Source organism: Pseudomonas sp. Z003-0.4C(8344-21) (assembly GCF_900104975.1).
GTDB lineage: Bacteria > Pseudomonadota > Gammaproteobacteria > Pseudomonadales > Pseudomonadaceae > Aquipseudomonas > Aquipseudomonas granadensis.
Map to the genome: position 1 here is coordinate 280,318 of NZ_LT629756.1, position 14,646 is coordinate 294,963.

Sequence of the window (14,646 nt, forward strand, 5' to 3'; positions counted from 1 at the left end):
ACACTTTGCCCATGTACGACTCGACGCTGACCCTCAACGCTTTCGATCCTGAGCTGTATGAATCGATTCACAACGAAGAGCATCGCCAGGAAGACCATATCGAGCTGATCGCCTCGGAAAACTATGCCAGCCCGCTGGTCATGAAAACCCAGAGCACGGTACTCACCAACAAGTACGCCGAAGGCTACCCCGGCAAGCGCTATTACAGCGGTTGCGAGTACGTCGATGTAGCCGAGCGGCTGGCCATCAAGCGGGTCAAGGCCCTGTTCGACTGCGACTACGCCAACGTACAACCCCATGCGGGTGCCCAGGCCAACGCGGCGGTCTTCCTCGCACTGATCAATCCCGGTGATACGGTGATGGGCATGAACCTGGCCCAGGGCGGTCACTTGACCCACGGCAACCCGGCCAACTTTTCGGGGCGTCACTACACCATCGTGCCTTACGGACTGGACCCGAAAACCGGCTTTCTCGACTATGACGAGATGGAGCGAATCGCACTGCAGACACGCCCAAAAATGCTGATCGGTGGTTTCTCCGCGTATTCGCGGTACAAGGATTGGGCACGCATGCGCAGCATTGCCGACAAGGTCGGGGCTATTTTCTGGGTCGATATGGCCCATGTCGCCGGGCTGGTCGCCGCGGGCGAATACCCAGACCCGCTGCCCCATGCGCATGTGGTCACCAGTACCACACACAAAACCCTGCGCGGGCCACGCGGCGGTTTGATTTTGTCCAAGGGGCAGGATGAAGCCTTCTACAAAAAGCTCGATTCCGCTGTGTTTCCCGGCGTGCAGGGCGGGCCGCTGATGCACCAGATCGCAGCCAAGGCCGTGGCGTTCAAGGAAGCGCTTGCGCCTGAGTTCAGCATCTATCAGACCCAAGTGGTCATCAACGCCCGGGCCATGGCCGGGGTGTTGCAAAAGCGCGGGTACAAAATCGTCTCGGGCGGCACCGACAACCACATGATGCTGATCGACCTGTCCGACAAGCCCTACACCGGCAAGGAGGCAGACGCGGCCCTGAGCAATGCCTATATCACCGCCAACAAAAACTCGGTACCGAATGACCCGCGCTCACCGTTTGTGACATCCGGCCTTCGTATTGGTACACCGGCAGTGACCACCCGCGGGTTTGGCGTGGAAGCCTGCGAGCAAGTGGCCGGCTGGTTATGCGACATACTGGACGCCCTGGAAAACGGAAGCAGCGACAAGGTCGGGCACCACGTGCGCGAACAGGTTGTCGCGCTGTGCCGTCGTTTTCCGGTCTATCGCTGAGTCTGGCAGTAGTATCAGCATCGGCTAAAGCCTGAGTAACAGGCTGTTTGCCGCGAACGCTCTTATCGTGTAATCCAGCACAAGGAAATCGCAGCTTCGGCTGCGATTTTGGTATCTGCCTTCCGATATCCGAACCGGGGAATCCCATGGACCGCTTCCAGGAAATGCACATCTTCACCACCATCGCCCAAGAGCAGGGTTTCTCTGCCGCTGCGCGGCGGCTGGGGTTGTCGGCGGCGAGTGTGACGCGGGCGGTGGCGGCGCTGGAGCAGCGGATCGGTACGCAGTTGCTGGTGCGGACCACGCGCAGCGTGCATCTGACCGAAGCCGGTCAGCGTTATCTGGACGACTGTCGGCGGATTCTGCTGGAGGTGCAGGAGGCTGAGGATTCGGCGGCGGGCAGTCATGCGCAGCCGCGTGGGCAGTTGACGGTCACGGCGCCGGTGTTGTTCGGCGAGTTGTTCGTGACGCCGCTGATGGCGGCGTATCTGACGCAGTATCCGGACGTTATGATCAATGCGCTGTTGCTTGATCGGGTGGTGAGCATGGTCGAGGAGGGCATTGATGTCGCGGTGCGTATCGGTGAGCTGCCGGACAGCAGTCAGCACGCGATCCGCGTCGGCGAGGTGCGGCGCGTGGTGTGTGGTTCGCCGCAATACCTGGCGCAACATGGCCGGCCGCAACATCCGCAGGCGCTGTCCGCAATGCCGGTGGTGGCAACTTCTGCTGCCTGGCAGCCACGCAACTGGCCGTTTCAGGAACACGGCGAACCGTTGTTCGTGCGCCCCGAGCCGCGACTGGTGGTGACCGCCAATCAGGCGGCGATCACGGCCGCCAGTCTCGGCCTCGGATTGACGCGGGTGCTGTCGTATCAAGTGGCGAGCAAGGTCGCGGCCGGCGAACTGGAGATCGTCCTCGCCGAGTTCGAACTGCCGGCATTGCCCATTCACGTGGTGTATCAGGGCGGGCGCAAGGCAGCGGCGCGGGTGCGCAGTTTTGTCGACTTCACCGTGCAGGCCTTGCGCGAGCATCCGGCCCTGCAGAACGCAGCGTTATTGCAGCCAGTGAAATAATTGATTGCGGCTGCTGGTTATTCTGTTGTTTTGAACATTCGTGGAAGATCGCTGCCATCGGTGACGTCAATTCGGACGACACCTCACCAGCGGAGTCGACCATGCAAGCGATCAAACTCTACAACTTTCCACGCTCCGGCCATGCCCACCGTGTCGAGCTGATGTTGTCCCTGTTGCAGCTGCCGACCGAGCTGATTTTCGTCGATCTGGCCAAAGGTGAGCACAAGCAGCCGGCGTATCTGGCGATCAACAGTTTTGGCCAGGTACCGGCCATCGATGACGGCGGCGTGGTGCTCGCCGACTCCAACGCGATTCTGGTGTACCTGGCGCAAAAATACGGCAACGGGCGTTGGTTGCCGGCTGACCCGGTCGGCGCGGCGCGCGTGCAGCGCTGGTTGTCCGCCGCCGCCGGCCCGATTGCCTTCGGCCCCGCAGCCGCGCGATTGGTGACAGTGTTTGGCGCCCAGTTAAACGCTGAAGAAGCGATCGCCCGTGCGCACAACCTGCTCAAGGTCATGGATGTCGAGTTGGGCCAAAGCGCTTTCCTGGCCGGCGCCGAACCGAGCATTGCCGACGTGTCCGCCTACAGCTATATCGCTCACGCGCCGGAGGGCAATGTCTCGCTGGACGACTATGGCAACGTTCGCGCCTGGCTGGCCCGGGTCGAAGCCTTGCCCGGTTTCGTCGGCATGCCGCGCACGATTGCCGGTCTGCAAACCTCAGCCTGACAGGCGCAACCAGACTGCGCCGCTGGCGCAGGGGAGAATCGTGATGGAACGTTCACCTTGGCACGCCGGCGAGCAGCAGTTGCAGGCCCACGTAGGGGTGGCCGAACGCATGGAGGCGTTCGGGCGCAAGGTCATTCGCAACTGGATGCCGGATCAGCACCGCGAGTTCTACCGGCAATTGCCATTCATGCTGCTCGGCGCGGTCGATGCACAGGGGCGGCCGTGGGCCAGTGTGCTCGAGGGCGAGCCGGGTTTCGCCGATTCGCTGGACCCCGAGCATTTGCATTTCACCAGCCGGCCGGCCCCCGACGACCCGGCGCAACTGCGCGACGGCGAGCCGGTCGGTCTGCTCGGTATCGAACTGCACACGCGGCGGCGCAATCGCCTCAACGGGCATGTCGCCAACCTCACGGCTGACGGCTTCGAACTGAGCGTCGACCAGGCGTTCGGCAACTGCCCGCAATACATTCAGTTGCGCCAGTTTCAGCGTGTACCGCTGAGCGATCCGCAAACGCGCCCGGCTCAGCACCTGAACAGTCTCGATGAGGCGGCCAGCGCACTGATCACGAGTGCCGATACGTTTTTCGTCGCCAGTTACGTCGATGTCGACGGACAGCGTTCGGTGGATGTGTCCCATCGCGGCGGTCAGCCCGGTTTCGTGCGGTTAGAAGGCAATCGGCTGACCATCCCGGACTTCGCCGGCAATCTGCACTTCAACACCTTGGGCAATCTGCTGCTCAACCCCAAGGCTGGCTTGCTGTTCATCGACTTTTCCACAGGCGATCTGCTGCACCTGAGCGGGCGAACCGAGATCCTTCTCGAAGACCCGCAGATCGAAGCGTTTCAAGGTGCGGAGCGGCTGTGGACATTCGAGGTGGAACAGGTCGTGCGACGTCCGGCGGCGTTGGCGTTGCGCTGGCGCTTCGACGGCATGTCGCCGACCAGCCTGCTCACCGGCAATTGGGCTGAGGCTGATGCGCGTCTGCAGGCCCAGGCACTGGGCAATCAGTGGCGGCCGTTGCGCGTGGCGAAGATCGAAGCGGAGAGCCGTCACATTCGTTCGATCTATCTGGAGCCGGTCGATGGCGCCGGGCTGCCGGTATTTCTTGCCGGCCAGCATTTGCCGTTGCGTTTTACCCTCGATGGCGAGGTGCATATCCGCACCTATAGCTTGTCCAGTGCGCCGTCGGACGGTTTCTACCGCATCAGCGTCAAGCGCGAAGGCCTGATTTCATCGCACCTGCATCAGCAGATACGGGTCGGCGATGTGCTGGAAGCGCGGGCGCCGCAAGGGCATTTCACCGTGGCGCCACTGGCGCGCAGGCCATTGGTGTTGTTGGCCGCGGGTGTTGGCATCACGCCGTTGCTGTCGATGTTGCGCGAGGTGGTTTATCAGGGGCTGCGCACGCGCGGGATCCGTCCGACATTGTTGCTGCAAAGTTCGCGTAGCCTCGCCGACCAGCCGTTTCGTCAGGAGCTGGACCGCTTGCTCAAGCGCTCCGGTGAGGCCGTGCGGGTCCTGCGCTTGCTCAGCCAACCGGAGGCCGATGCGCGCGCGGGCGAGGATTTCGATCTGACCGGGCGCATCGATGGCGCCGTGTTGCGCAATCTGCTCGACGTCGACGATTTCGACCAGATCGACTTCGTGCTCTGTGGCCCCGGCGGCTTCACTCAGGGGCTGTACGACAGCCTGCGTGAACTGGATGTGCGGGACGCACAGATTCATGCGGAAACCTTCGGCCCATCGACCTTGAAACGCCAAGCGGATGCGGATGCGATCGTCATCGAACAACCGCCAGCGGCGACCAGTTCGGTGGCGGTGGTGTTCGAACGCTCGGCCAAAGAGGCGCGTTGGCAGCCAGAGGGCGGCAGTCTGCTGGAACTGGCGGAGAGCCGCGGATTGCGCCCGGAATTCAGCTGCCGCGGCGGTTCCTGTGGCACCTGCAAGACCCGCCTGGTCAGTGGCGCGGTAAATTATCCACAGGCGCCGGCGGAAATTCCCGAAGCAGGGCATGTGCTGGTTTGCTGTGCGGTGCCGGCGCAGAGTGCGCAGCCGCTGGTGCTGGATCTCTAAAACGCACCCTGCAGGAGTGAGCCTGCTCGAGATGGCAATTTCTCAGTTGGCACAGGGTAGGCTGTTCTGACGCTATCGCGAGCAGGCTCACGCCTGATTCGGATTCGGGTGAATCCGAATCAGGCGTAGGACAGGGCCTTTTCCTCCAGCAGTTCCTGATACAGCTTCGTCCACTTGCGACCCATGTCATCGGCGGTGAACAGCTGCCGATAGCGCGCTTCGGCCTTGACGCCCATGGCCGCCGCACGTTGCGGATCGTCCCAGAGCGTGCGCATGGCCTCGCGAAACGCCAGCGGCTGACTCGGTGGCACCACCAGCCCGGTTTCGTTGTGGATATTGATGTAACTGGTGCCGGTGCCGATCTCGCTGGAAATCATCGGTTTGCCGTACATCGCGCCCTCGAGCAGCGAAATGCCAAAGGCTTCGGAGCGCAGGTGGGAGGGGAAGACAATCGCGTAGCTCAGTTGCAGCAGGGCGACTTTGTCTTCATCGCTGAGGCGCCCGAGGAAATGAATGTTGCGCAGGCCCAATGCCTGCGCCTGTGCATGCAGTTCCAGCTCCAGTGGCCCGGCACCGACGATCACCACCGGATAGTCCACGTCTTTGAGGGCATCGAGCAGAATATGCAGGCCCTTGTAGTAGCGCATCACCCCGACGAACAGGAAAAACTTATCCCCAAGCTGCTGGCGCCAGCGATTCATGCGCTCGCTGTCGGCCTGTGGATAACCGGCCTTGTTCAAGCCGTAGGGGATGACCCGGGTCTTGTCCTGAAATTGCTGCAGCACATCGCTGGTGTGCAGGTAGTTGGGCGAAGCGGCGACGATGCGGTCGGCGCTGGCGAGGAAGCGGTTCATCAGCGGCCGGTAGAGTTTGAGCAGGTGCTTCTGGCGAATGATGTCGGAGTGGTAGGTGACCACGCTCGGTTTGTTCAGCGCGCTGGCGAAGTGCACCAGGTCCATGAACGGCCACGGGAAGTGGTAATTGACCACGTCTGCCTCGGCGGCCAGTTCGCGAAACTGTTTGAACACGCTCCAGGAAAAACCGGTGGAGGCGAACTGAATGTCCAGTCTGGCCCGGTGCACTTCGTGCCGGCCGAGTTGAACCACGGGCGGTGTCGGGTCGGCACTGAGTGTCAGCACCTGCCCGTCGATGCCATGTTGCGCACCACTTTCGCAGAGCTGGTAGATCACTTGCTCGATGCCGCCGACCGAGTCAGGCAGGTACGTCTTGAAAAAATGAAGAACGCGCATTCAACCTCCCATGGCCTGGCGGTAGGCACCGGCCGTAGCCTGTGCACAACGTTGCCAGGAAAAAAGCCGTGCCTGCTGCAGGCCGGCCGCTCGGCATTCCTGCCAATGCGTTTGATCGTCAATCAGAAGGCTCATCGCATCGCGCAGGCCTGGTGCATCGTCAGCTTCAATATAGTTGCCGGCAGCGCCAGCGACTTCCGGCATCGCCGAAGACCGCGTAATCACGACTGGCGTGCCACTGGCCATCGCCTCCAGTACCGGCAACCCGAAACCTTCATAACGCGAAGGGAAAATCAGCGCCCGTGCGCCCGCCAGTAATTGCGCGACATCCTCGTCAGGCAGATAGCCGAGCAAACACACATGCCCGCTGGCCAGCGCCTGGCGCAGCTCGTCGCTCAACTGCTCGCGCTGCCAGCCGGCCATGCCGACGATCAGCAGCGGGAAGCGTTCGCGCAGGGCCTGCGGCAGCAAGGCATGCGCGCGCAAGGCCAGACTCAGGTTCTTGCGCGGCTCCAGCGTGCCGACACACAGAAAATACTGACGTGCTTCGACGCCGTGGGCTTTGAGCACGGCGTCGATGGCGCTCGCCTCGCGCGGATAGAAACGCTCGGCGACGCCCAGTGGCGCCACGACAAAGCGCTCCGCAGGCAGGCCGAAATACGCCTGGGCTTCGTCTGCAATCGCCTGGGAGTCGGTGAGGATCAAACGCGCCTGTTGCACCCCGGTTTCCAGTCGGCGCTCGATTTCCTTGATCCGCGCCGCTGGCTGGGTGTCGGGGTAATGCAGATGCGTCAGGTCATGCAGAGTGATCACCGTCGGACCGTCGAACACCAGCGGCCACAGGCTCGGCTCGTGATAAAGGTCAATGCCTTGCGTGCGGCCCTGATCGAAGCGTTTCTGCTCCAGCCAGCGTCGCGCCTGATACGCGCCGGGGATCTGCCGCAGCAATGGAGTCAAACGTGAGTAACCGGGCAGGGCGGCCTGCGGCAACGCAGAGCTCCAGCCCCAGCCGTGAAACAGCGTCAGTTCGACATCGGGTTCGAGCCGCAAGGCGCTGACCAGCTCAGCCACGTAATGGCCGATGCCGGTGCGCGGTGCCTGCAGAATGCGCGCGTTAAGAGCAATGCGCATGCTGACTCTCGGGGGCAGGCAGGGATGCATCCAGATGGCGCGAGATGCGTTCGACCAGTTGCGCGCTCGCCTCGCGCCAGCTCAGCCAACGCCAGTGTTCAAGGCTCAGCGCTGCCGGGAACACACCGGAGTGCTCCAGGCTGATCACCAGGTCAGTCAGGCTCTGCGGGTTCGCCAGATCGAAATAGGCCATGTAGTCCCCGCCGATTTCACGGAATACCGGGATGTCGCTGGCCATGGCCGGCAGTCCGCGTTGCATGGCTTCCACCAGCGGCAGACCGAAACCTTCAACGTAGGACGGAAACACCAGCGCGGTGGCATGGGAGTAAGCGTGTTCAAGGCTTTTATCGGACAGCGCGTTGTACATGAACAAGCGCCGGTTCAGCTCGGGGTGTTTGCGGATGCGTTCGATCAATGCCTCGCACTTCCAGCCGATCTTGCCGACGATGCACAAACGGGCTTTCGAACCGCCGGCCCAGGCGCGTTCGAAGGCATCGAGCAGGTAAGCATGGTTCTTGCGCGGCTCGATGGTACTGACCATGAGGAACACCGGTTCGGCCGACATGAACAACTGCTGCAAGCCGCGATCAACCTCAGCATTGGCTTCGCTCAGGTCCAGTTCGGAGCCCAGATGGAAATAGTCGAACCAGCGTTGACCGACCTGGTGTGAGCCGATCCGGCGCTGCATTTCCTCGCGCACCTGATCGCGGATGGTCGTCGAGATCGCCACATAGCCATCGGCAGTCCGCGCGATCCAGTCGAACCAGTCGTTGAAGACCTTGACCAGCCCGGCGTCGCAAAACTGCGGATGGGTCAGCGGGATCAGGTCGTAGATCACCGAAACAATGCCCACGCCGTCACGCTTGAGTTGTTCGGCGAGGGGAAAGAAATTGGCGTGCCATGAGGAGTCGAGCAGCACCAGTTGATCGCCAGCGCGGTGCGCCAGCGGCACGCAGCGCTCGGGTATGTGTTTGCCCTTCAGCGCGCGTTCCAGCAGGCGCATCGGCAAGCTGAAACAGGCGAACGCCGTGAGTCGGCAGCCAACGTAAAGAACCCTGCGGGTGAAATGCGAGCGGTTGAACGGCCAGCGCCGTTCCACCGCACGATGACGCAGCCAGAACGCATTGGCCCATTGCTCCAGTTTCACCCGCAGGCCGATCAAGTCGAGCTTGAGTGATTTCAGCGGCGCCAGGCTTTTCACTTCATAGAGGCCGCCGTCGATCATCACCACCGGGATGCATTCAATGTTTTCGTCAGCAGCCGGCAATTGCTGAATGACATTGCGCACCACCCGTTGAATCCCCGAATTGGCGTCCGGGTGTTCAAAAACGTAGGTGCACTCGACCAACAGGCGGGTCATCGCAGGCTCTCCGTGTCAGGCAACTGGACGAGGTTTTCGCTGGAACGGGTGATGTCGGTTTGCGCCTGCAACCAGGAGCAGCCGACGAAGTCCTCCTGACGGTTGTTGATCACATGGAAGATCAAGCCGTAGTCACGCCATTCGAAGTTGCGATCCAGGTGCGAGTCCAGCCGGGACAGGCTCAGGGCCACCGAATAGTTGCCCTTGCCCAGGCGCATGTCGAAGGCGAAACGGAACGTCACGCGCTCGCCCGCGCGCAAATCGGTGACGGCTTTATCCAGCCGATGGGTGTTGATGCCATAGATCGCCTGACCGAGGCGGTCCTTGATCATGAAGCCGAGAATCAACCGTTCGATGTCTTCGCGGATTTCGGTTTGCACCTCCAGCACCACCGGTTGACCGACCTCGGCGACTTCGAGGCTGCGGCCCTGTGCATCGAGCAGGCGCACGCTGAGAATCCCAGCTTCGCCGGTACCGGAAATGGTCTGTACCTGACCGTTGGCAAGCATCTCCTGGCGCACGATCTGGCCTTCGCGCTGAGCGAGCATGGCGTTGTAGTAGTCCATGACTTCTTCGGGTTTGCCGCGCATCGCCAGCCGGCCGTGTTCCAGCAGGATCGCGGTGTCGCAGATCGACTGGATGGCCGAGCGGTCATGGGACACGATCAGCAGGGTGGTGCCGGCCTTGCGGAAGCTGCGAATGCGTTCGAAGCTCTTGTGCTGGAAATAGGCGTCGCCGACCGACAGCGCTTCGTCGACGATCAGAATGTCCGGGCGCCGCGCCGTTGCGACGCTGAACGCCAGGCGCATCTGCATGCCGCTGGAGTAGGTGCGCACCGGGTGATCGATGGCCTCGCCAATTTCGGCAAAACTCTCGATCTGCGGCATCAGCGCGGCGATCTCTTCGACCTGCATGCCCAGCAGTTGCCCGGCCATCACGGCGTTCTGCCGCCCGGTGAAGTCCGGATGAAAGCCCATGCCCAGCTCCAGCAGCGCGGCCACGCGGCCCTGCAGATGGATCTGCCCGCAGGTCGGTTGGGTGGTGCCGGTGATCATCTTCAGCAGGGTGCTCTTGCCCGCACCGTTGACGCCGACGATGCCCACGGCTTCTCCGGGCTGGATCTCGAAGTCGACGTCGCGCAGTACCCAGTGCAGGTTGTGTCGAGCGCGGGAGAACGGCACCAGCCATTCCAGCAGGCGGCTCCAGCGGTTCGGGTATTGCTTGTAGGCTTTGGCCAGCCCGGTGACGCGTAGGTGTCCCATCAGAGTTCGTCCACCATTTCACCGACTCGCTGACGGAACAGGCGCAATGCCATGGCGCAGAGCAGCAGTCCGATGATCAGTAACGGCAGCAGGGCAGGCCAGTGCGGCCATTGGTTGTAAAGGAAGACGTTCTGATAGCTGGTCATCAGCGCGGTCATCGGGTTGAGACTGATGATGTGCTGAATGCCCGGTGGCAGGATCGACAACGGATAAACGATGGGCGTCAGCCAGAACCAGAACTGCAGGCAGATGCCGAACATTTGCCCGACATCGCGAAAGAACACATTGAGCATGCCCAGCAGCATCCCCAGTCCGGCGGCGAAAATCACTTGCACGACGAGCAGCGGTATCAGTGCCAGCAAGGCCATGCCGGGCAGGCGCCCGCTGATCAGCAGGAAGCCGAAGAACAGCCCGAGAATGATCGCGAAGTTGATCCCGGCATTGAGCAGGGTAATCACCGGCAGGCAGATGCGCGGGAAGCTGATTTTCTTCAGCAGGTTGGCGTTTTCCAGAAACATGCTCTGGCTGCGCGTGGTGATTTCGGCGAACAGGCCCCAGGTCAACAGGCCGGCACACAGATAAACGCTGTACGCCAGACCATCCTCCACCCCCGGCAAGCGCGCGCGCATGATCTGCGAAAAGATCACCGTGTAGACCACGATCATCGACAACGGATTGAGCACCGTCCACAGGGCGCCGAACAGCGAGTTGCGATAGCGCGACTGAAACTCGCGCTTGACGCTGCCGAGGATGAATCCACGGTAGCTACGCATCGAACGGTACAGGGAAAGCAGCATTCAAACGGTCCTGCCGTATTGGTCTTCGAAGCGGACGATATCGTCCTCGCCCAGGTACTCGCCGCTTTGCACCTCGATGATGACCAGATCGATCACCCCCGGGTTTTCCAGGCGATGGCGGTGGCCGGCAGCGATGAACGTTGATTCATTTTTCGCCACCAGATGCGTGCCCGTACCGTTGTTGGTGACCTTGGCCATGCCTTCGACCACCACCCAGTGCTCGTTGCGGTGATGGTGCATCTGCAATGACAACTTGCCGCCGGGCTTGACCACGATGCGCTTGATCTTGAAGCGCGGGCCTTCCTCGAGCACGGTGTAGGTGCCCCACGGCCGGCTGACGGTGCGGTGCAGGCGATAGGCTTCGTGGGCTTTGTCTTTCAACTGTCTGGCCACGCGCCGCACGTCCTGCGCACGGTCGGCATGGGCGATCAGCACGGCGTCGGCGGTATCGACGACGATCAGGTTATCCACACCGACGGCCGCCACCAGGCGGCCTTCGCTTTGGACAAAGTTGTTGTGGCTGTCGACGAAGATCGCTTCGCCGCTGGCGCGGTTGTTATCGGCATCGGCCGGAATCAGCGCAGCGACGGCGCTCCACGAACCGATGTCGCTCCAGTCGAAACCGGCCGGTACAACCGCGACTTTTTCCGAGCGCTCCATCAGCGCGTAGTCGATAGAGATGTCGGTGATCTCGGCGAACAGGGCTGGCGACAGTTCCTGTTGCAGGCCGCCGACGGTTTCCACCGGGGCGCTGGCGGCCATGCAGGCGCGAGTCTGTTCCAGCAACTCTGGTGCGTGCAGCTGCAATTCGGCAATCACCGCGGCGGTGGTGAAACAGAACATGCCTGAGTTCCAGAGGAAATTGCCGCTTTCCAGATAGTGCGTGGCAGTCTGTAGATCGGGCTTTTCGACGAAGCGCTGCACCTTGGCGGCGCCTTTGGCGTCCAGTGGTGCGCCGGTTTCGATATAGCCGAAGCCGGTTTCGGGCGCGGTCGGCACCACGCCGAAGGTCACCAGATAGCCGTCCTTCGCCAGGTTTACCGCATGTTCGACCGCGTTTTTCAGTGCGTCCTGATTGATGATCAGATGGTCGGCGGGCATCACCACCATGATTGCCTCGTCACCATGCAGTGCCTGCAGGGCCAGTGCGGCAGCGGCGATGGCCGGCGCCGTGTTGCGCCCGCTCGGCTCCAGCAGGAAATGCCCGCGATGGCGCGACACCTGCGCGGCGCAATAGTGATCCTTGCTCTGGAAGTAGTATTCGCGGTTGGTCACCGTGACGATGTCGCCCCAGCCGTCCAGCAACGCGGCCGCACGCTGGTAGGTCTTGCCCAGCAGCGACTGACCGTCGGGCAGGGTCATGAACGGTTTCGGGTGGCCCTCGCGGGACACCGGCCACAAACGGGTGCCGGCACCGCCGGACAGAATCACGGGGATCAGCATGGCCTACTCCTTGGCGACGCGTTTCATGTCCGCATCCATCATCATGCGGATCAAGGTATCCAGGTCGGTTTTCGGCTTCCAGCCCAGCACCCGCTGAGCCTTGGCCGGATTGCCGAGCAGCACTTCGACTTCGGCCGGGCGGAAGAACGCCGGGTCGATCTTCACAAAGTCGCGGTAGTCGAGGCCGACGTGATCGAAGGCGATCCGGCACATTTCCCGCACCGTGGTGGTGACGCCGGTGGCGACCACGAAATCGTCGGGCTTGTCCTGTTGCAGCATCAGCCACATGGCTTCGACATAATCACCGGCAAAGCCCCAATCGCGTTTCGCATCGATGTTGCCCAGCGCCAGCTCCTGCTGTTTGCCCTGCTTGATGCGTGCTGCGGCGTCAGTGACCTTGCGCGTCACAAATTCAATACCGCGCAGCGGTGATTCATGGTTGAACAGAATGCCGCTGCTGGCGTGCAGGTTGAAACTTTCGCGGTAATTGACGGTGATCCAGTGGCCGTAGAGCTTGGCCACACCATACGGGCTTCGGGGGTAGAACGGGGTGTTTTCGTCCTGCTGCTCCGCCTGGATCAAGCCGAACATTTCGCTGGTCGAGGCCTGATAAAAGCGCGTGTGCGGACTGAACTGGCGGATCGCCTCGAGCAGATGGGTGACCCCCAGGCCGTCGACGATGCCGGTGGTCACCGGCTGATTCCACGAGGCGGCGACGAAGCTTTGCGCGGCGAGGTTATAGATTTCGTCGGGTTTGGCTTGAATGACTGCACGCTGTACCGAGCACGCATCGGCCATGTCACCGTCCAGATAGACGATGTCGGCTTCGACGCCCATTTCGCGCAGACGCCAGCGTGAATCGCTGCTGCGTCGGGCGACGAAGCCGTAAACCGTGTAGCCCTTGTCGAGCAACAATTTGGCCAGATACGCGCCGTCCTGGCCGGTGATCCCTGTGATCAGTGCACTTTTGGTCATTCTTGTCGTACTCGCGTCTCCCAGTCGGACAGGATCGTCCGCAGGGATTGTTGTGTGGTGATGGCCGGCGCCCATCCGGTGGCTGTGGCCAGTTTTGCGTGGTTGCCGCAAACGCGACGCTGATCGGCACGGCGCATCCGCGCCGGGTCCTGCACCAGTTGCAACTCGACCTCGGCAAGGTCGCCCAGCTGTTCGATCAGGCTGCGAATGCTTTGCTCGCGGCCTGAACAAATGTTGTAGACCTGCCCGGCCGTACCGCTTTCAAGCAGCGCCAGATAGGCCGAGATCACATCGCCGACATCGAGAAAATCACGGGTGACGTCGATGTCGCCGACTTCCAGTTGTGGCCCTTGCAGGCCAAGTTTGATGCGGTTGATCTGGCGCGCGGCACTGGCGATGACAAAGCTGTCTTTCTGCCCGCTGCCGATGTGATTGAAGGGGCGCGCGACCAGCACCGACCAGCCTTCGCTCAGGCCCCATTGCAGGCTGAGAAACTCGGCGGACAATTTGCTCACGGCATACGGGTTGCGCGGGCAGGGCGGATGCTGTTCGGTAATTGGCAAAGCGCTTTCGCCGACCTGTCCGTAGACATCGCCGGAGCTGACATACAGAAACGTGCCAGTGAAGCCACGGGCCTTGAGCGCCTGCAACAGATTGAGGGTGCCGAACAGATTGATGGCGAGGGTGCGTGCCGGATCGCGGAAGGCTTCAGGAACGAAAGTTTGTCCGGCCAGATGAATCACCGCGTCGGGCATTTGCGGCCACAGATCACTGAGGCTCTCGGCATCCGTCAGGTCGTAGGGCGCTGCGGCAGGCAGCAACTCCCATGTCGAATCAGGCGAGGCCAGACGAGACTGAAGATGTTGTCCCACGAAACCGGTAAGGCCCGTGACGAACAGACGTTTTTTCAAGCAGCGACCCCTTGGTCTTGAACTTGCGCACTTTCCCACAGAGTTTAAGGAGAGGTCTGTCAGACCGATGGAAAAACCGGTTGAAAGACGGGCGAAGTCCGTTGTTGTAGTTGTTTGTGCCCAATCTGTGCCAATTGCGCGGCAATTTCAACAGGGCAAACCGTGACCGGTCAGTTCTCGTCAGCGTAGCCGGATTTATTCTCGGCGGGCGGTTCCCGGAGCTGCGATGGATGTGTTTAGAATGGCCCTCGTCGCCATTCCCCAGGTTCGCTGCGGGTATTGCGCAACAGGGTGAAACCGACCACTAAAACAAGAACGAAGACGTGTCTGAGGTAGTTGGGGATCAGCAGCGGCAATGCCGGCTG

The 14,646-nt window shown here is 61.7% G+C and carries 12 protein-coding genes; 4 read left to right on the forward strand and 8 right to left on the reverse strand.

What is annotated here, in order from left to right:
• Positions 1-11 precede the first annotated feature (11 nt).
• From glyA to BLU24_RS01270, 4 genes are all read left to right on the forward strand, one after another.
• A complete protein-coding gene (gene glyA / locus BLU24_RS01255) occupies positions 12-1,277 on the forward strand; it encodes a serine hydroxymethyltransferase (protein ID WP_093096561.1) in 1,266 nt (421 codons plus the stop codon).
• 146 nt (positions 1,278-1,423) lie between these two features.
• Positions 1,424-2,350, forward strand: coding sequence for a LysR family transcriptional regulator (locus BLU24_RS01260; protein WP_093096564.1), 927 nt, complete (start codon positions 1,424-1,426; stop codon positions 2,348-2,350).
• A gap of 101 nt (positions 2,351-2,451) precedes the next feature.
• Positions 2,452-3,078, forward strand: a complete 627-nt coding sequence (locus BLU24_RS01265) for a glutathione S-transferase family protein (RefSeq protein WP_093096568.1) — start codon at positions 2,452-2,454, stop codon at positions 3,076-3,078.
• A gap of 43 nt (positions 3,079-3,121) precedes the next feature.
• Complete coding sequence (locus BLU24_RS01270; RefSeq protein ID WP_093096572.1) at positions 3,122-5,152, forward strand: pyridoxamine 5'-phosphate oxidase family protein; 2,031 nt, start codon at positions 3,122-3,124, stop codon at positions 5,150-5,152.
• 119 nt (positions 5,153-5,271) lie between these two features.
• On the opposite strand, the gene BLU24_RS01275 is transcribed toward BLU24_RS01270, so the two are convergent.
• The 8 genes from BLU24_RS01275 to BLU24_RS01310 are packed head-to-tail and all read right to left on the reverse strand — an operon-like array spanning position 5,272 to position 14,281.
• On the reverse strand, positions 5,272-6,402 hold the full coding sequence (locus tag BLU24_RS01275) for a glycosyltransferase family 4 protein (protein ID WP_090287781.1): 1,131 nt from the start codon (positions 6,400-6,402) through the stop codon (positions 5,272-5,274).
• The gene (locus tag BLU24_RS01280; protein WP_093096575.1) at positions 6,403-7,533 is read right to left on the reverse strand and encodes a glycosyltransferase family 4 protein; all 1,131 of its coding nucleotides are present in this window, start codon (positions 7,531-7,533) and stop codon (positions 6,403-6,405) included.
• Positions 7,517-8,893 carry a glycosyltransferase family 4 protein gene (locus BLU24_RS01285; RefSeq protein ID WP_093096578.1) on the reverse strand — a complete coding sequence of 459 codons (1,377 nt, stop codon included), beginning with the start codon at positions 8,891-8,893 and terminating at the stop codon, positions 7,517-7,519. Before BLU24_RS01285 ends, BLU24_RS01280 begins: the two co-directional genes overlap by 17 nt.
• Entirely contained in the window at positions 8,890-10,155 is a 1,266-nt protein-coding gene (locus BLU24_RS01290) for an ABC transporter ATP-binding protein (protein WP_093096581.1), read from the reverse strand. The genes BLU24_RS01285 and BLU24_RS01290 overlap by 4 nt, the downstream gene beginning before the upstream one ends.
• Positions 10,155-10,952 carry an ABC transporter permease gene (locus BLU24_RS01295; RefSeq protein ID WP_093096584.1) on the reverse strand — a complete coding sequence of 266 codons (798 nt, stop codon included), beginning with the start codon at positions 10,950-10,952 and terminating at the stop codon, positions 10,155-10,157. Before BLU24_RS01295 ends, BLU24_RS01290 begins: the two co-directional genes overlap by 1 nt.
• Positions 10,953-12,395: a mannose-1-phosphate guanylyltransferase/mannose-6-phosphate isomerase gene (locus BLU24_RS01300; protein ID WP_093096587.1), complete on the reverse strand. Its 1,443-nt coding sequence runs from the start codon at positions 12,393-12,395 to the stop codon at positions 10,953-10,955. It abuts the gene before it with no gap.
• 3 nt (positions 12,396-12,398) lie between these two features.
• Entirely contained in the window at positions 12,399-13,370 is a 972-nt protein-coding gene (gene gmd / locus BLU24_RS01305; RefSeq protein ID WP_093096591.1) for a GDP-mannose 4,6-dehydratase, read from the reverse strand.
• The gene (locus BLU24_RS01310; RefSeq protein WP_090287769.1) at positions 13,367-14,281 is read right to left on the reverse strand and encodes a GDP-mannose 4,6-dehydratase; all 915 of its coding nucleotides are present in this window, start codon (positions 14,279-14,281) and stop codon (positions 13,367-13,369) included. The genes gmd and BLU24_RS01310 overlap by 4 nt, the downstream gene beginning before the upstream one ends.
• Positions 14,282-14,646 lie beyond the last annotated feature (365 nt).